Here is an 18,205-nt window from a genome sequence, read left to right as displayed (position 1 = left end):
TTCTAAATAGTACCACGGACTTCTCATTATATCTAACAATAAGCTAAGACTCCGTAAGTTTGACGGTCTTCTTCGGACGTCTTGGTCTAGAATTTTTAAACCTTATTATTGTGTACAATATTAGGCCGTACCAAATGAAAGTATAAGAAATTTTATGGGTGTCGGTGAATGATTCACCATATATAAATATGCCAATTAACAGTGTTAGGGTTGGTCCTATATATTGTAGTAAACCTATTAAAGACAAAGGAATGTACACTGCACCAATCGCAAACATTAATAGTGGAATTGCTGTAACAACACCTGTTCCTACAGTGAAGGCTGTCTCAGCGTTCACACCAAATTCCAAGGTATTCATACCCGTAACATTCAAATAGATGATATATATTAAAGCTATGGGAGCGAGTACTGCCGTCTCAACAGCAAGTGCGTACGTCGCGTCTAAGTTAATCGTCTTTTTAATCAATCCATATACCCCAAATGTTACTGCTAGAGTCAAAGCGAGTAATGGTATTCTCCCCACGCCAAGCGTCATGTACACTACACCAATCAAAACTATGAATATTGCTAGCCATTCGCCCTTAGAGAATCTTTCTTTCAAAATAAAAAAGGCAAGTAAAATACTGACAAACGGATTGATATAGTATCCTAAACTTGCCTCTAGTATATAACCTTGGTTCACAGCTAAAATATAGGTCAACCAGTTTAAGCTTATAATAATCGAAGCTGCTATGATACTTAACGCTTTTTTCTTATCACTGAATATGTATGTAAGATTGGTTTTTAAATATTCCCATCGCCCAGTTAGTTTGATATAAAAAATCATAAAAATAAAAGACCAAAATATTCTATGGGCTATAATCTCTAATGGTGAGACATATTCAATTTGCCTCCAGTAAATTGGAAGTACACCCCAGATTACGTATGTTGCACCTGTTAGCAATATCCCTTTTGCTACATTGGACATTGACTCACCTCATTCTTTTTGTATTTTATCTTAATTTTACAACTGAACACTAAATTAGCAACAATTACACTTCAATAAAAATAGCGGCAAACAGCTTGAGCTGTTCACCGCTAAGTTTTTTACTATAAATCATTATCGTTTTCAATTTGGTGATCCGGTTCACGTTTCTCTTGATGATTAATCTCATCCAATGATTCTCTTCCTACAAAATAATATGCAACGATTGATCCTAAAATCAGGTAAGAGACATACACACCAATCACAAACGTGATTAAGAGTACAACAAATCCTAATATTGCTGACAAGCCAGGCATGTCCGTTTGTACAGCGGTGAAGCTGACTAAGAATGCAAGACCGAAAATGACAGCGAACATTACAATCATCATCACAATATACAAGATTAAGTTACTAAAGAATAACTTCACCATACTCGCGCTTGATTTGAATAAGATGTCCCACGCTATTTTTAGCTTATCCATAGTTGGAATTAAAGGCTCATCAATGTAGACCATAAATACCACTGCGAAATAAATAAACATGATGATATATGGAATGTAAGCAACAATCGTAACGATAAGAGCTAGAGCTACCGATAAGATTATCATTGGTACAGACAATTCTTGGAGCTGTGTTGTTTCAGTCACAAATCCTGCGCCAGCAAGTGGCGTAATTGCAATAACAAACAGCATATTTATTAATATACCAATCACTATAGACAAGGCAACGTACAGGAGAAAAACGAGTAAAGCAATCTTAATAAGTTTTGAGTAGTTTCCTTTCTTGAAAACTTTATATGCTTCACCAAAACTAAATGGTTTACCTGTATACGCACTTGCAAAGTATCTAAGAATACCGACATACATTGGAAAAATTAAGAAGATACAAGCTAATACAAAAACCAACGAAATGACTAGTCCCCAGACAATGAAGGCGACGCCTATTGTCGAGTCATCGGTATTAGTAAATGATAAAAGCGCAGGTGCAAACATTAAAGCAAACATCAAGATTGAAGGTAGTATGATACAAAGTATCATCTGTAAAATTGTAAAGCCTAATACTTTACCGTGTTGCCCTTTTGCATTTCTTCTATACAAAGATAGATATTCAAACATAACCTAATAATCACTCCTTTATTTATATAGTCTTCCATACCCTGATTCAATATATTCATTCATACCAAGCGATAACTTTTGCCTTAAGTAGTTGAACATGTTAAACTTCTTTTGTTCTAAATATAAATTTGCTTGATTGGAGGTCACTTACATTGAATGCAGATTCTGAGACAATTGAAAAGTTTACTCAGATTTTCGGCTTTGGTTATGCTCACATTTTTTCTGAAGTTACAGAGTCAGTCAGACAAATGCATATTTCTAAAGAACAGATGGCAATCATTGAATATTTATTTATGCACAAATCCGCAACACCAACAGAACTATCAGAAAAACTAGGCGTACATAAAAGTTCCATTGCCCATGCTTTAAGAAAGTTGAGTACAAAAAAATTGATTTACTCGAAGAAAAATCCACTAAACAATGATAAGCGCTCAAAACTTATTAGTCTGACAGAAAAAGCACAAGAAATCATTAGTGAGGTCTTTACACATTTATCTAAGATTATATGTCAGAAATTAGGCTCATTATCACAGAAAGATACCCAAGCTCTTAATGAAGCAGCAGACACCATCATAAAAATTTTTAAGATAGACGGAGGATTATTTAATGAAGCAGGTGCTTAAATTTAAATGGCCGATTACTGTATTAATGCTCGCTTTTGCGATTATTTCTTTCATGTTATCGCCAAACTTAACTGAACTTGCCGCTGAAAAAGGTGATGTTCAATTACCGAGTACGGCCGCAAGCGAACAAGCAAGACAATACTTAGAAGATCACGGCCAAGATGTAGAAATGATGTCCTTAGTTCTCGAGTTTGAAGACTCACCAATGTCTCATCAAGCAGATATTGAATCTTATATCTCAGAAATTGAAGACGCAGATTATACAGAAAATGTGATCAATCCATTTACACTCAGTGAAGACATGCAGGAAAACTTTGTAAACGAAGATACTGGCGTCATTATGATTCCAATGGAATACACTGGTGATGCGAATAATATCCTCACTAATGCCGAAGAAATTGAAGGCATGAATACCACAGACGCAGACACGTCCATTACATCTAATGAGATGATTCAAAGAACACTCGAAGAAGATGCAATGAATGGTGTACAGACAACTGAAATCTTTACAGTCATGATTATTATCGTCGTCTTACTTGTAATGTTCCGCTCGATTGTCACACCATTTGTGCCACTGATTGCAGTCGGTATTTCTTACCTACTCGGACAATCCTTTGTTGGATGGTTTGTAGAATGGTTCGGTTTCCCAGTATCACCTCAAACACAGAGTTTCTTAATTGTAATTCTATTCGGTATAGGTACGGATTACGTCATCCTATTACTCAATAGATTTAAAGAAGAGCTCGAACATCACGACAAAAATCAAGCGGTCATCAATACCTTTAAGACAGCAGGTAAGACAGTCTTTATAAGTGGTATTTCAGGTGCAATATTATTTGGTGTCCTTTACTTTGCGAACTTTGAAATCTACCGTTCAGCAGTTGGGGTAGCAGTTGGTATTTTAGCACTATTATTATCACTATTTACGATATTACCTATCTTAATGTCTCTCATTGGTAAGTATATATTCTGGCCAAGTAAACACACTTCTGGTTCAGGAGAAAGTAAAATTTGGACACCACTTGGTTTGTTGTCCTTAAAATTCCCAACGCGTGTCATATTTACAGTGGTTGCTGTTCTCATTGCATTAATTTACTTCTATGACGATGAGGTTCAGTACGATTCTCTATCTGAACTCGATGATTCATATTCAGCCGTTCATGCGGTTAATACGATCAGCGATAGTTTTGATGCAGGTTCAACCTTCCCTGTAGAAGTTATTTTTTCTAATGATGAAAATCTGATTACTTCTGACGGGCTCACTCGTGTAGAATCTGTATCTGATGCGGTAACTAAGTTAGACGGCGTCAAAGAAGTACAGACACTTACACGACCTGTCGGAGATAAGATGGATGAGTTGTCAGTCTCTTACCAACTCAATGAAGCCAATGATGGATTGACTGAAATTCAAGATGGCTTAACTGAAATTTCTAGCGGACTTACAGAAATTAATGAACAAATCTCTAGTGCTGATATGAGTGGCGGAGACCTATCCGAATTAGAAAGCGGTGTTCAAGAATTATCGACTGGTATTGATGGTGTCAGCCAATACCTAAGTGCCACAGGAGACGTAAACGGTGCAAGTCAACAGCTCGCACAACTTTCACAAGGTGCAAATCAGCTATCACAAGGTATGACTCAAGCAAACCAACAAATTCAAACAATGACTGAACAATCTCAAACACAGATGTCAGAACTTGCCGCAGGACTATCAGAGATGGCAACAGGACTAGACGAAATCAACAATGGTGTGAGCCAAGTTGGTGATCTTATGACTGCCATTAATGACAATGAAGCGACAAATAGTACAGGTATTAACGTTCCAAACGAAATGATAGAAAACGAAGAGTTTCAATCAGCAATTGACCAATACTCATTCGCAGATGGACAAGCAGTTAAGATGAATGTCATCCTAGATGTCGATCCTTATAGTAATGAAGCGATTGGTGTGCTTGATGATATTGAAGAAACAGTCGATAGTGAAATGCAACGTCTAGACAACGAGGAAACAACTGCATATTACTCAGGTGTCACTAGTATGAATAGAGATTTAGACACAGTGACAACTGATGACTACACAAATGTTGTCATACTATTCATCGTCACTCTATTCGTCATTTTAGCGGTACTCTTTAAATCACTTGTACTGCCAGTCGTAATGATCAGTTCCATCTTCATTACCTACTTCAGTTCAATGACCATTTCTCAGTGGCTCTTGTCCTTATTTGGTATCGATCAATTAAACTGGGCAGTTCCATTCTTTAGTCTAATCATCTTTGCCGCACTCGGTATTGACTACTCTATTTTCATTATCGACCGCTTTAGAGAAGAAGTGAGATACAGTTCAATTCGTGAAGCGATTGAATTATCTGTACGCCGAATGGGTACCGTAGTCATCACAGCAGTTATCATCCTAACTGGTACCTTCGCAGCCCTATATCCTTCAGGTATCGCGATATTAGTGCAGGTAACCAGCGTCATTATATTCGCCCTACTATTCTATGCCTTTGTCGTTTTACCATTGCTTATTCCAGCAATGATCGCAACGCTTAAACGCGGCACATTCTGGCCATTTAGAATGCCAGGTGGAAAGGGTCGCGAAGATAGTATTGATGATCAATAGAAAGTTTGAAATTGACAATTCTAGGGTATAAAAAACTAGTATTTTTTAAGTAAGGAGTTGAATCCATGCCAGGAGAGAAAAGTGCTGGATTAGCAGCAGTATTGAGTTTCTTTGTAACAGGACTCGGACAGATATATAACGGACAAATCTTTAAAGGTATCCTACTCATATTGATACAAATGATTAACGGTCTACTTCTATATGTTCTGATTGGTTTTATTACATTACCAATCGTATGGCTCTACGGTGTGATCAATGCATATCGTCATGCCGAACGTGTAAATAGAAGGTTATATAGAGGATAGTTAATAACCCGTATGTGAATTCACATACGGGTTATTTAATAGGCTTATGATTTTTTGAGAATTACTGTTAATGGTACAATTAACATAACTTATTAAAGGATGTGTATCTATGGGCTGGGAATTTATAGCATTTTTCTTTGGAGCAGCAGCACTTGGAATCTTTTTATTACTCGTCGTATTTATAGTAGGGTTATTGAAATGGTTGCTACAAGGTTACTTCCTTTTCAGAGTGGCTGAAATCAAAAGATATGACTTACCTTGGCTTGCCTTCATACCATTTGGTACTTTCTACCTCGGTGGCCAAGCTTATGATGGTAATATTCTCAAGAAAGGATCATTTCAACCTAAGCACATTGGTCTAGTATTTGCCATCGCTGGTATCATCTTATATCTAATGGGCTTATCTATTGGTGATATTGTCATCACTTATCTACTAATGGAATCAATCGCCTTTATTGGTATATTTACAGCGTATGTTAAACAACCTATTATTGGTGTCTTACTTGCCCTGTTGAATGCTGTTACTGCAGGTATTGCTGCTATTATCATCCTCTTCTTATATTCTAGAAAACTAAGAGATGAACATGACGGCAGTGTATTGAATAACGAAGACTTTGAAGATAACGCTTCAAATGACAAACAACCACAACATCCAAATGACCCAAACCTGAATAGAAACATTTAAAGGACCAGTACTGGTCCTTTATTTTTGCACATTTATTTTTCAGGTACATTCAAAATCGTTTGATATAAAACATTCGCACCTGTTTCCATACGTTCATGATTAAAGATCATATCTGGATGGTGAAGGCCTGGTTGTAAATCACAGCCTAAACCTACCATTGCGCCTTTGAGTTCTGGGTACTGTACTGTATAGTTATGGAAGTCATCTCCACCACTTGTTACAATTGGTTCTAGTAAATACTCTTCTCCAACAGTATCTATGATTGCTGAACGGAAAACAGCAATAGCCTCTTCATTGCTCTCACTTGCAACTATTGAAGATTCCTTCAAGTCTTCAATAGTCACATCATATAATTCTTCAACGACTCTTAAAATGTTATGAATATTCGCTTTTAAATCTTTCATTGCATCATTTGTTTGTGCACGCACGTCAATTCCACATTCAGCTGAACCTGGTATGATATTTAATGATTTTGAACCCGCCATAAATTTAGTCATCTTAGCACTCGCCGGAACCATCGGGTTAATGTGTATTTTAGAGAGCATGTCAACAATAGCTGAACCGACTTCAATCGCATTAGAATTCAAGTGCGGTCTTGCACCATGTGCATCATGCCCACTAATTTTAAACTCAAATGATCCTGCAGATCCATGTTCAATACTTGGTGAAATAAACCCGTCTGTCGCCTCTTCAATAGGTCGTAAATGAATACCAAACATGTAATCTAATGGATCAATAACGCCTTCTTTTAGCACATCTAAAGCACCAGTACCTAGCTCTTCGGCTGGTTGGAAAACAAATCTTACACCACGTGTTTTAAGTGCATCATGACCCTTTAGTTTTAACATTGCCCCAGTCACCATAGAGATGTGTGCATCATGTCCACAGGAGTGATTCGCCTGAAGTTTACCATTCACTTCTTGGTAAAGTGCATCAATATCGGCACGCATACCAATTAGAGGGTATTCTCCACTCCAATTCCCCATATCACAGTATAATCCAGTAATATTCTTAAACTTCACCGGTTCAAAACCTTCATTTTTTAGAAATTCATATATATAATCCGTCGTTTTATATTCTTCGTTGCTAAGCTCTGCATTGTTGTGAATATGATTGAAAATTTCATTGATTTTTGCCGTTGTCATGCAATCCCTCTTTCAAAAATTAAAATCTGTTATTAATAAATATATCACAGTTATAATTGTAAGAAAATTTAAATTAATGGTGGGAAATGAAAGAAGTGTTTATGCTTATGGTGTATAATACATATATATTGATTACACGGAGGAAATAAGATGAAAATAAAAGAAATTAAACTACATCAGCTATTGATGGATATGAAAAACCCATTTACAACATCCTTTGGCACACAACAACAGCGTTTTATTACTATCGTGGAAGTCATTGATGAGGACAACACAAGTGGCTTTGGAGAATGTGTGTCTGGTGAAGACCCGCTCTACTCTGAAGAATTTATGGACGCGACTTTAATTGCCTTAAAGAAATATTTCGGCCCATTAGTTATCGGTAAAGAAATCTCTCATCCAGATGAAGTTTGGGATATATATAAGCCATTCAAGCGTAACAACATGGCTAAAGCATGTATTGAAGGTGCCGTTTGGGACTTATACGCTAAGAAACAAGGCATTACACTTGCTAAAGCACTTGGTGGAGAAAAAGAAACTGTAGAAGTCGGCGTTTCTTTAGGCTTAGAAGATACAGATGAAGCCCTACTTGAAAAAATCGGTGAAAAAGTTGAAGAAGGTTATAAACGTATTAAAGTTAAAATCAAACCCGGCCGTGATGTAGAAATGGTTCGTAGCATAAGAACAGTCTACCCTGATATCCCATTGATGGTTGATGCTAACTCTGCTTATACACTCGATGATATCGATACGCTGAAGGCTCTAGATGAATTTAACTTAATGATGATTGAACAACCTCTAATGGCTGGAGACTTAATCGATCACGCTAAATTACAAAGAGAAATTAAGACCCCAGTATGTTTAGATGAAAGTATCGATTCATTTGAATCTGCCCAGGCAGCAATTGAGCTTGGTAGCTGTAAGATCATCAATGTCAAAGTAGGACGTGTCGGTGGTTTAACCCAATCACTAAAAATTCACGACCTTGCGGCCAAACATGATATTCCTCTATGGTGTGGCGGTATGTTAGAAGCGGGTGTTGGTAGACTTCACAATGTGGCAATTACATCACTCAGCAACTTTGTACTTCCAGGTGACACAGCGTCCTCTTCAAGATATTGGTATGAAGACATCATCACACCGGAAGTAGTCGCAGAAAATGGTGTTGTAAAAATATCAGAAAAGCCTGGTATAGGTGCAGAAGTTGACTTCGATAAGATGAAACAATACCTAGTAAAAACAGAAGTACTTACTGAAGACGATCAACTCGATATGATTATGCATAACTAATTAAAACTGCCTAGGGTTCTTGAAATACCAAGATCCCTAGGCAGTATTTTAATACTCTTTTTTAAGTTCTACGACAACAAGTTCAGGATGGTTAAATACCCTAAAAGGGAAGCGGCTGTTGCCAAGTCCTCGGCTGACCACCATTGTGGTGCCATCTTTTTCATATAAACCTTCTGTATATTTTGGATTAACCCCCTGATGAGGCGCATATAAACCCTTTACTATTGGTAGGCGAATCTGACCTCCATGTGCATGGCCACAAAATACTAGATCTACAGGATTCTTGCTATAGATAGATAATAGCTCAGGACGATGCGCGAGTAATATTGTAAAATTATGTGGTAAATTATTCACATTTTTTTTAATTTCATTAGAAAAATTTCTATAGGTCATAATATTCTCTTCATCACCAAAGAACCAAACATCGCTCACACCAGTGAGGTTAATCTTTTCACCCCTATGCTCAAGTTCAACAGCCTTCTTTGTCACATTCACTACATCAGAATTTCCAATAATCTCGTACAACTTATGAAACTTAGTGTAATCCGCTTCATGATTACCCGTTACATAATATGCATCCTGAATATTGGTAACCTTCTCAATAAAGGTCTTAGAACGCTTTAAAAAAGGTGTCCGTCTATCGATAACATCACCAGTAATAAAAATTACATCTGGATTAGCTTTTTTGATTGCTCTTAAGAGGTTACTTGCGCTTCGACCAAAAAAAGCATTATGATAGTCTGAAACTTGAATAATTCTATATCCATCAAAAGCACTGGGTATATTTTTATTTTTATATTGATATTTCGTCGTAATAATATGCTTATCTTCTTTCCATAAAAAACGAGCGAGAGCAATCGTAAATCCTAGGATGAGTGGTGTTATTTTTAATTTTCTAAGTATACTCATTTCTCTTCCTCATTATTTTCGTTGAATGATCTATCATGCTTCATAATTTTAACAAGACGAATCATATGATCTTCCATCTTCAAAACTTGAAATTCTAGATTATCGAGATATGTCTTATCTCCCATTTTTGGAATATCTTCAAACGCTGATAATAAGAATCCTGATAAGGTATCCTCTTCTTCTGGTATTGCTGTATTGAACAATTGATTTAGACGGTGTAAAGTAATCTTCCCATCACAGATTATCTTATCGTCACTAAAGGCACGTACAACAGAATCATTTTTTAAATCCGTTTCATCTTCTATTTCAAAACCAAGCATGGTTTCTATAATATCTTCATGTGTTAAAATACCTTCAGTTCCTCCGTATTCATCTAGAACAATCGCAAGATGTCTACGTTCTCTACTCATACGTCTTAAAACATCTTCTACATTTTGAAATTCTCTAATAGTAAGAGGTTTAGTATCACTAAAATCTAGAAGTGACTTTTCTGGTGTAACAGACCATTTCAAAAGATATTTAGAGTGAAAAACACCCACAATATCATCTAGGCCTTCATCATAAACAGGATACCTGGTATGCATGTTATTTATAACGGTATCCCTGACGTCCTCCATCTTTTCATCTTTATGGATTGCCATCATTTCTGTTCTTGGTGTTGTCATAACATCCTTAACATTTAATTCCTTAAAATCTAAGATTCCTTTTAACCTCTGTGATTCGGTCGAGGCAAGTGCCCCTTCACTATCTGCAATCTGAACTAGATTCACAATTTCATCACGCGATACTGTCCAGCTTTTTTTTGACCCCTTTGATAGTATCTTCGTTATAAAATCTGTCATTGAATTTAAGATAACAGTCAATGGATAAAAAATGATATTCAAAAATGAAATAATTGGGCGCACCGTATATGACACGCGTTCTGGAAACGCTGCTGCAATAGATTTCGGTATAACTTCTGCACAAATAATTATCGTAATTGTGAGTACAGCTGATGCAAGTGTGACACTCCACCCGTACTGAATTGCCATTGAAGTCACCAAAACCGGTGTGATTAAGTTTGCTATATTATTACCTATTAATATTGTCGTAATAAATTGACTCGGTTTATTTACCAGTTCATAGAGTTTCTCTGCTTTTTTATTTCCCCCTGCTGCTTGTGATTGCAATTTAATTTTATTAACCGCTGTTAAAGCTGTTTCACTTCCTGAGAAGAATAATGACGTTAAGAGCAAAGCAATAACCACAAATATCAATCGTGGTTCCCCCTTGTTTAAGTTATGTATTATACTTATCTTACCATTATAGAGCTTTTGATTGGAATAATAAGGTATAAAAAAACCGAAATCCGATAACGGATTTCGGCTTTCGGTTACTTATTTTATATCGTAACCTTGATTTTCTATTGCTTCTGTCATTTTTGCTCGATCGGTTACTGTATCATCGTAGTTTACTTCAACATTGTTATCTTCTAGGCTTACAGAAGCTTCAGATACACCTTCTAGATTATTCAAAGCACCTTCTACAGAAGCTTTACAGTGTCCACAAGTCATTCCTACTACATCAATTGTTGTTTTAGCCATTATATTCATCCTCCAAATTTTTATTAATTATATATTGTATTTACACTTTAACACGTTTTAAACGTAATGAGTTGGTTACCACACTTACTGAACTGAATGCCATCGCAGCTCCAGCTACCCATGGTGCTAAGAAACCTAGGGCTGCAATTGGAATTCCAAGCGTATTATAAGCAAATGCCCAGAACAAGTTCTGTTTAATATTTTTAATTGTTTCGTGACTCAGATTTACCGCTCTTGGAATTAGTGTTAAATCATCACCAAGTATTGTAAGATCCGCTGCTTCAATGGCAACTTCAGTACCAGTGCCCATGGCAATACCAACATCCGCTAAAGCTAAAGCCGGTGCATCATTGACACCGTCACCAACCATCGCAACGACTCTTCCTGATTCTTGGATACTTCTAATCTTATCCGCTTTTTGGTCAGGCAAGACTTCCGCAATCACATCATCAATACCAACTTCACGTGCAATTGCCTCTGCTGTACGTTGGTTATCTCCAGTTAACATGATGACTTCTAAACCTTGATCATGCATTTCTTTAACAGCTTCTCTAGCTGTGTCTTTAACAGTGTCAAGGACTGCTATAGAACCTTTAAAGACGCCATCAATTGCAATAAGCATTGCTGTCTTACCTTCATGCTCATACTGCTCAATATCACTATCTGCAGTACCGATATTCACTTGGTAGTCTTGCATTAACTTACGCGTACCTACTAGAATTTCTTTACCTTCAATAGTCGCTGTTACACCATGACCGGTAATTGCTTCAAAGTGATCAACATCACTTAAAGTCAGTCCTTTTTCAGTCGCATTGGCAACAATTGCTGTTGCTAATGGGTGTTCAGACCCTTTTTCTGCTGAAGCTAGAAGACGAAGTGTTTCATCATCTCCAGTAAAATCTGTAACTTCAGGTTTACCTTTAGTAACAGTACCTGTTTTGTCTAGAACAACAACATTCACCTTGTGTGTTTTCTCTAAGTGCTCTCCACCCTTATAAAGAATACCGTTTTCAGCACCCTTACCTGTACCTACCATTATAGAAGTCGGTGTTGCAAGTCCTAAAGCACATGGACAAGCAATAACAAGTACTGATATTGCTGCAACAAGTGCAGATTCTAGGTCACCTGATGGTACCAAGAAATACCACACAATAAAGGTCACGATTGCAATACCAATTACGATTGGTACAAAATAACCTGAAATAACGTCAGCCATTCTTTGAATTGGCGCCTTATTACCTTGAGCTTCTTCAACTACTTTGATAATTCCTGCTAAGGCAGTATCTTTCCCAACTTTTGTAACCCTGACTTGAACACTACCATTTTGGTTGATTGTTGCACCGATGATACTGTCCCCAGCTTCTTTTTCAATAGGAATCGATTCACCTGTTAGCATTGATTCATCAACAGAGGTTCTTCCTTTTAATAGTTCTCCGTCTACAGGGAATTTTTCACCTGGTTTAACAATTAACACATCATCCACTTTAACTTGATCTACAGAAACCATCTCTTCTTGACCATCTCTTAATACACGTGCTTCTTTTGCTTGCATGTCTAGTAATTTAGAAATGGCACCTGTCGTTTGTGATTTAGCCCTCGTTTCTAAATACTTACCGAATAGAATCAAAGTGATGATAATTGCGCTGGCTTCAAAATATAAATGTGGGTGTCCGACAGCATCTGTCATCCATAAATAAGTCTCGTAAAGACTGAAACCATATGCAGCTGTCGTCCCCATTACAACAAGGACGTCCATATTAGCCGTAAAGTTTTTTAAATTCTTATAAGCCCCGCGGTAGAATTGCCAACCTAATATAAACTGAACCGGTGTTGCAAAGGCAAGTTGGAACCATGGATTCATAAAGATATCTGGTAAGTTAACACCAAATAGGTGATCTAACATCGTGACAAGTAATGGAGCTGATAGTAACGCCGCAATAATTACTTTCCACTTCATTGTTTTTAACTCTTGGTCTTTATGGGAAACTTTTTCCTCGTTTGAGCGTTTTTGGCTTGCTTCATAACCAAGATTACCAATTTTATCGATTAAGCCTTTCTCGTCAATCATATTAGGATTGTACTCAATCATTGCATTTTCCGTCGTTAAATTGACTGTAGCATTTTCTACACCACTTGTCTTGTTCAGAACTTTTTCAATTCGGTTTGAGCATGCTGCACAAGTCATACCCGTAATATCGAGTTCTGCTTGCTCATATCGAACACCATAACCAAGGTCATTAATTTTTTTAGTAATATCTTCTGGCTGAATTTTGTCTTTATCGTATTGAATAGAAGCTTTTTCAGTTGTTAAATTGACTGTCGCATCAACATCATCCATCTTATTAAGCACTTTTTCAATACGATTTGAGCATGCTGCACAGGTCATGCCGGTAATGTTTAAATTTAAGTCATCTTTTTCTGCCAATTCTTTTCCTCCTTTCTACTTACTAAATTGTTTTAGGACTGCCATCAATTCTTCAATTGAGTCGTCCCCTTCTCCTGTATTGATTGCATCTGTTACACAGTGCTTCATATGACGTTCTGTAATTGTTAATCCTGTGTTTTTCAGTGCACTTTGAATTGCTGAAATTTGAACTAAAATATCTATACAATATCGATCTTCTTCAACCATAGATTGAATGCCTCTAACCTGTCCTTCGATACGTTTGAGTCGATTCATAATCTTTGCCTTTTCATCTTCTGGACGTGGTCTTGACATATGTTTTACCGTTTCTTCTGTCATTTTTCCACTCCTTTCTTAAGTTCAATGTTTTATCTTATATCCATACTATATACCCCTATAGGGTATTAGTCAAGTCATAAAACTAGAGACCTAAATTGGTCTCTAGAATAATTAATTATTTAGTCCTAAGCCAAGCGCAACATTAACATGTGCACGGACGCCATCTATGAAGGCATCTTCGTCAATTCCAAATTTAGGATGATGGTGTGGGTAAACATAATCTTTCTCTTCATTATATGTGCCCAGTAATATATATACCCCTGGGAGGTTAGCAGTGAAGGCGCCGAAGTCTTCCCCACCCATCATTTTCTCACTTTCGATCACTCTATCTTGACCAAAAGTCTCATCTAAAATAGTACGCACGCGCGCTGTCTCACTTTCATCATTTAATACTGCTGAATAACCGTAGTTAAATCTATAGTCATATTCTGCACCATAAACTTCACAATTCGCCTTAGCAATCGCTTCAATTTTCTCTTTAGCTAATTCTCTAATATCTGCATCTAAAGAACGAACACTACCACTGATTTCTGCCGTATGAGGAATGACATTCTTCGCTCCTGTACCTGAATTAAAGTTAGTAATTGATATGACTAGATTATCTAATGGGCCAGCCATACGTGAAACAATATCTTGAATTTGAGTCACTATCCTCGAACCGATTACTAAAGGATCAATGGCACCTTCTGGTTGAGAAGCATGACCACCTTGCCCCTGAATAGTCAGTTCAAATGTATCTGAATTTGCAGTGACCGCACCAGATTTAATATGAATCTCACCGATTGGTTTAGTTGTCATTATGTGTTGAGCAAAGACGACATCCAGGTCATCAAACAATCCTGTTTCTACCATTTCAATGGCTCCACCTGGTGGTAATTCTTCAGCATGTTGGAAAATCAAATATATTTCTCCACTAATTTTATCCTTATTTTTAGATAGGACTTCTGCTGCGCCAAGAAGCATCGATGCATGTGAGTCATGTCCACAAGCATGCATTTTCCCATCGATTTCAGATACGAAGTCTAAATCATCACGGTTCTCTTGAATAGGGAGTGCGTCAATATCTGCACGTAAACCAACTTTACGTCCAGGTTTGTCCCCTTTAATAATACCTAAGACACTCGTTTTTGTTGGTCTTTGAATCTCAATACCGTCCATTTCTTTTAGAGCATTTTCAATATAATCACTTGTCCAATACTCTTCAAAAGATAGCTCTGGATGGCGATGCATATCTCTTCTCCACCCAATAACTTTTGGAGCAACTTCTTTAATCATATTTTCTAACATATTATCTCTCCTTAATATAATGAAGAGGATTTGTATAAATCAAAGCCTCTAAATGTTTTATTCTGGTAAGTAAATTGGCCCGTTTGGTCCGACTGGTATTCCGAGTAAATACCAAATTATTATAAAGATTATCCATACTATTAAAAGTGCAATAGAGTATGGCAAGAGGTTGGCAATTACTGTACCCAACTTGATATCTTTTTGGTAACGTTGTGCATACATGATGATTAATGGTAAGAATGGCATCATTGGTGCAATTGGGTTCGTTGTTGAATCCCCAATTCTATACAGCATTTGAGTAAAGGCTGGATCATAACCAAGATACATGAACATCGGCACAAAGACTGGCGCCAAGATTGCCCATTTTGCACTCGCTGATCCAATGAGTAAGTTAATCAATGCCACAATAAGTATGAATCCTATGAATAGAGGAATACCTGTCATGTTGATTGATGTCAGTAAGTCTGACCCATAAATTGCTATGATTGGTCCAAGATTAGACCACTCAAAGTAAGCTAACATCTGCGCAGCAAAGAACACTAGGACAATATACTGCCCCATAGATGCCATAGAGTCTCCTAACATTTTAGCAAATCCTTTAGTTCCATCTAAGTTCTTCATCATGAAACCGTAAACTAAACCAGGTACAAAAAATAGTATAGTAATTAAGAACACCGCTGAATCCATTAGTGGGGATTCTTGTAAAATAGAACCTGTTTCGGGATTTCTTAGTAATCCGTTAGGTAACACTGTTGCAACGATAATAATTACGATAAATGCTAAGGCAGATAAGTTTGCCCATAGTAATGCTTTCTTTTCTTCTTTTGAAATTGGCTCCTCATCCACAGCTGGTCCATCATATTTACCCAGACGTGGGATAGAGATTCTTTTAACAACTACGTAAATCACTGCAAGTAATATAATTGAAGATGCAGCAATGAAATAATAGTTCATTGCGATATTACCAACATATTCTGAGTCAACCAATTTCGCACCTGATTCTGTAAAGCCGGCAGCAAGTGCATCCGTCATACCTAATAAAAAGTTTGCCGAGAAGGCACCATTGGTCGAAGCATAGGCCATAAAAATACCACCGATAGGATTCAAACCAAGCCTAATGAAAATCATCGCTGCGATTGGTGGAAGAATAACTGGTCCTGCATCACCTGCTACGTTAGAAATAATACCCACTAAGATAACCATTGGAATGATTAAAGCATTTGGTGTAATTTCTAGAGAACGCTTCATTAAAGCTTCAAAATAACCTGTTTTCTCTGCTAAACCGATACCAATCATAACAACTAATACCATAGCAAGCGGTGGGAAAGCACCAAAGTTGTTAATAGCCTCTGTAATAATCATGACAATACCGTCACCTGAAAGTAAGTTAACTGCCTCGATAGTCTCTCCATCTGTTGGATTCTTTGCAGATAGACCAAACATTCCTGCAATCCAAGATGCTAATAAAATTAAACCAGCAATAATCATGAAAAGTACGATTGGATCTGGCAACTTATTACCCAGCTTCTCTATTACATCTAAAAATCGTTGTGCAAAGGACTTCTTTTCTTTTTGTTCTGCCAAGTATTTTCACCCTTTCATACTATGTATATCTTTATATAAGAAAGCCCTTTCCAGGGAACTTATAATAAACGATTTTACTATATATTCTCACAAATACAAACAAACCTTTGTAAATTTTTACAAAGGTTTGTGTTAATTTCTTATTTTTCTTTTAAAAATCCGAGTATATTCCACAGAGGTGTCGGTATTGAGAGTTTTTCATTATCTCCCTCAAGAAGCTTAGAATTTACCGGTTCATCATTCTTCACTTTGTTCACAAAATCTGGATTAATCAAATGAGTCTTACCGACACTCATTAAGTCATAACCTGAATTTAGTGCATTTTGTGCATCTTCCTTAGATTTAATACCCCCTGCCCCATAATAGGGATGGCCTTAAGTGAGCTATTTCTTGCTCTAAGATATTTATCGATTAAAAGCTCTTCATCATCAGTGTCTATAATCGATGTTCTTTGCCAGTTATTAATACTGAAGTGGAAGTAATCGATTGGATATTCGGCGAGAGTATTCAAAAGATACATAGTGTCGTCAAAGTTAATGCCTGGTTCCTCTAGTTCCTCAGGTGAGAAACGATAGCCAATTATAAAATCAGATTTACCATATTCTTCGGCAGTTTCTTTCACTTTTTCAACTACACGTTCGGCAAATGTCGTACGACTTTCTCTACTACCTCCCCATTCATCTTCTCTTCTATTTGAGTGAGGTGAGAAAAATTGCTGTAAGAGATAAGTGTTTGCACCATGAAGCTCAACACCGTCAAATCCAGCTTCCATTGCTCGACGGCTCGCATCAGCAAATAATTCGATTTGTGCTTCAATCTCATCAATTTCTAAAGTTCTTGGTTCTACTGCATTATCTCTAAGCGCTTTGATATTACTTGCAGAAATTGGCTGACGTCCCATATTGAGTTCTGGACTCCCCATTCTTCCTGCATGATAGAGCTGAATGAGTGCCTTAGATCCTTTTTCCTTTATTGCACTTGCAAGTTTTCTTAAGCCTGGAATCTTATCATCAGAATCCGCACCTAAAGCACCTTCAAATGCACGTCCATAATTATCTATAAAAGTACTTTCTACAATCACAGCTGCAGGGCCATCTGCTCTAGTTGCGTAGTACTTAATCAGTTCATCAGTCACTGAACCATCATGAAATGAACATTGTGTCGTCATTGGTGCCATAACTAAACGGTTTTCGAAGGTTTGTCCATTTTTCAAATTAACTGCCTCGAAAATTTGCTTCGTCATATTAATTCCCCTAACTTTTACTAATGAAAAAAGCTTTATAACTCCATTGTACATTTAATATAAAAATATACCATATTACTTTAGTATGATTAATATAATTTATCTT

Annotated in this window: 16 protein-coding genes; 5 read left to right on the top strand and 11 right to left on the bottom strand. The window is 36.9% G+C overall.

Going from position 1 to position 18,205, the window contains the following annotated elements; genetic code table 11:
- Window positions 1–43 precede the first annotated feature (43 nt).
- A complete protein-coding gene (rarD, locus tag JEM45_RS09475; protein ID WP_166626943.1) occupies window positions 44–967 on the bottom strand; it encodes an EamA family transporter RarD in 924 nt (307 codons plus the stop codon).
- Window positions 968–1,089: 122 nt separating this feature from the next.
- A complete protein-coding gene (locus JEM45_RS09470; RefSeq protein WP_026866035.1) occupies window positions 1,090–2,079 on the bottom strand; it encodes a hypothetical protein in 990 nt (329 codons plus the stop codon).
- A gap of 152 nt (window positions 2,080–2,231) precedes the next feature.
- Between JEM45_RS09470 and JEM45_RS09465 the strand changes: the two genes are divergently transcribed.
- From JEM45_RS09465 to JEM45_RS09450, 4 genes are all read left to right on the top strand, one after another.
- A complete protein-coding gene (locus tag JEM45_RS09465; RefSeq protein WP_198687385.1) occupies window positions 2,232–2,702 on the top strand; it encodes a MarR family winged helix-turn-helix transcriptional regulator in 471 nt (156 codons plus the stop codon).
- The gene (locus JEM45_RS09460) at window positions 2,686–5,325 is read left to right on the top strand and encodes an MMPL family transporter (RefSeq protein WP_026866037.1); all 2,640 of its coding nucleotides are present in this window, start codon (window positions 2,686–2,688) and stop codon (window positions 5,323–5,325) included. The genes JEM45_RS09465 and JEM45_RS09460 overlap by 17 nt, the downstream gene beginning before the upstream one ends.
- A 65-nt stretch (window positions 5,326–5,390) precedes the next feature.
- Window positions 5,391–5,630, top strand: a complete 240-nt coding sequence (locus tag JEM45_RS09455; RefSeq protein WP_026866038.1) for a hypothetical protein — start codon at window positions 5,391–5,393, stop codon at window positions 5,628–5,630.
- A gap of 109 nt (window positions 5,631–5,739) precedes the next feature.
- Complete coding sequence (locus tag JEM45_RS09450; protein ID WP_198687384.1) at window positions 5,740–6,315, top strand: hypothetical protein; 576 nt, start codon at window positions 5,740–5,742, stop codon at window positions 6,313–6,315.
- Between the two features lie 32 nt (window positions 6,316–6,347).
- On the opposite strand, the gene JEM45_RS09445 is transcribed toward JEM45_RS09450, so the two are convergent.
- Window positions 6,348–7,460: an amidohydrolase gene (locus JEM45_RS09445; RefSeq protein ID WP_026866039.1), complete on the bottom strand. Its 1,113-nt coding sequence runs from the start codon at window positions 7,458–7,460 to the stop codon at window positions 6,348–6,350.
- Window positions 7,461–7,610: 150 nt separating this feature from the next.
- Between JEM45_RS09445 and menC the strand changes: the two genes are divergently transcribed.
- Entirely contained in the window at window positions 7,611–8,750 is a 1,140-nt protein-coding gene (gene menC / locus JEM45_RS09440) for an o-succinylbenzoate synthase (protein ID WP_035855618.1), read from the top strand.
- A gap of 48 nt (window positions 8,751–8,798) precedes the next feature.
- Here the strand turns inward: menC and JEM45_RS09435 are convergent, their stop codons facing one another.
- The 8 genes from JEM45_RS09435 to JEM45_RS09400 all read right to left on the bottom strand — a co-directional run bounded on the left by JEM45_RS09435 (window position 8,799) and on the right by JEM45_RS09400 (window position 18,099).
- On the bottom strand, window positions 8,799–9,659 hold the full coding sequence (locus tag JEM45_RS09435) for a metallophosphoesterase (RefSeq protein ID WP_035855619.1): 861 nt from the start codon (window positions 9,657–9,659) through the stop codon (window positions 8,799–8,801).
- A complete protein-coding gene (locus tag JEM45_RS09430) occupies window positions 9,656–10,906 on the bottom strand; it encodes a hemolysin family protein (RefSeq protein WP_370545426.1) in 1,251 nt (416 codons plus the stop codon). Before JEM45_RS09430 ends, JEM45_RS09435 begins: the two co-directional genes overlap by 4 nt.
- Window positions 10,907–11,035: 129 nt before the next feature.
- Entirely contained in the window at window positions 11,036–11,242 is a 207-nt protein-coding gene (copZ, locus tag JEM45_RS09425) for a copper chaperone CopZ (RefSeq protein WP_035855628.1), read from the bottom strand.
- A gap of 40 nt (window positions 11,243–11,282) precedes the next feature.
- The gene (locus JEM45_RS09420; RefSeq protein ID WP_198687382.1) at window positions 11,283–13,667 is read right to left on the bottom strand and encodes a heavy metal translocating P-type ATPase; all 2,385 of its coding nucleotides are present in this window, start codon (window positions 13,665–13,667) and stop codon (window positions 11,283–11,285) included.
- A 15-nt stretch (window positions 13,668–13,682) separates the two neighbouring features.
- Window positions 13,683–13,985 (bottom strand): metal-sensing transcriptional repressor, encoded by a 303-nt coding sequence (locus JEM45_RS09415; protein ID WP_026866044.1) that lies wholly within the window; start codon window positions 13,983–13,985, stop codon window positions 13,683–13,685.
- A gap of 111 nt (window positions 13,986–14,096) precedes the next feature.
- Complete coding sequence (locus JEM45_RS09410) at window positions 14,097–15,272, bottom strand: M20 metallopeptidase family protein (protein ID WP_035855639.1); 1,176 nt, start codon at window positions 15,270–15,272, stop codon at window positions 14,097–14,099.
- A gap of 57 nt (window positions 15,273–15,329) precedes the next feature.
- On the bottom strand, window positions 15,330–16,856 hold the full coding sequence (locus tag JEM45_RS09405; RefSeq protein WP_026866046.1) for an AbgT family transporter: 1,527 nt from the start codon (window positions 16,854–16,856) through the stop codon (window positions 15,330–15,332).
- Between the two features lie 313 nt (window positions 16,857–17,169).
- Window positions 17,170–18,099, bottom strand: coding sequence for an oxidoreductase (locus JEM45_RS09400; protein ID WP_198687381.1), 930 nt, complete (start codon window positions 18,097–18,099; stop codon window positions 17,170–17,172).
- Window positions 18,100–18,205: the final 106 nt, after the last annotated feature.

Source organism: Jeotgalicoccus sp. ATCC 8456, from assembly GCF_016313225.1.
GTDB classification, from domain to species: Bacteria; Bacillota; Bacilli; order Staphylococcales; family Salinicoccaceae; genus Jeotgalicoccus; species Jeotgalicoccus marinus.
The sequence above is the reverse complement of the archived record's forward strand: the minus strand, read 5'-3'. Positions and strand labels throughout refer to the sequence as shown.

Excerpts from the sequence above, each read along its gene's own strand:
- JEM45_RS09415 (WP_026866044.1), bottom strand. The coding sequence starts at position 13,985 with ATGACAGAAGAAACGGTAAAACATATGTCAAGACCACGTCCAGAAGAT.
- JEM45_RS09470 (WP_026866035.1), bottom strand. The coding sequence starts at position 2,079 with ATGTTTGAATATCTATCTTTGTATAGAAGAAATGCAAAAGGGCAACAC.
- JEM45_RS09450 (WP_198687384.1), top strand. The coding sequence starts at position 5,740 with ATGGGCTGGGAATTTATAGCATTTTTCTTTGGAGCAGCAGCACTTGGA.
- rarD (WP_166626943.1), bottom strand. The coding sequence starts at position 967 with ATGTCCAATGTAGCAAAAGGGATATTGCTAACAGGTGCAACATACGTA.
- JEM45_RS09400 (WP_198687381.1), bottom strand. The coding sequence starts at position 18,099 with ATGACGAAGCAAATTTTCGAGGCAGTTAATTTGAAAAATGGACAAACC.
- JEM45_RS09445 (WP_026866039.1), bottom strand. The coding sequence starts at position 7,460 with ATGACAACGGCAAAAATCAATGAAATTTTCAATCATATTCACAACAAT.
- JEM45_RS09435 (WP_035855619.1), bottom strand. The coding sequence starts at position 9,659 with ATGAGTATACTTAGAAAATTAAAAATAACACCACTCATCCTAGGATTT.
- JEM45_RS09410 (WP_035855639.1), bottom strand. The coding sequence starts at position 15,272 with ATGTTAGAAAATATGATTAAAGAAGTTGCTCCAAAAGTTATTGGGTGG.
- menC (WP_035855618.1), top strand. The coding sequence starts at position 7,611 with ATGAAAATAAAAGAAATTAAACTACATCAGCTATTGATGGATATGAAA.
- JEM45_RS09460 (WP_026866037.1), top strand. The coding sequence starts at position 2,686 with ATGAAGCAGGTGCTTAAATTTAAATGGCCGATTACTGTATTAATGCTC.
- JEM45_RS09455 (WP_026866038.1), top strand. The coding sequence starts at position 5,391 with ATGCCAGGAGAGAAAAGTGCTGGATTAGCAGCAGTATTGAGTTTCTTT.
- copZ (WP_035855628.1), bottom strand. The coding sequence starts at position 11,242 with ATGGCTAAAACAACAATTGATGTAGTAGGAATGACTTGTGGACACTGT.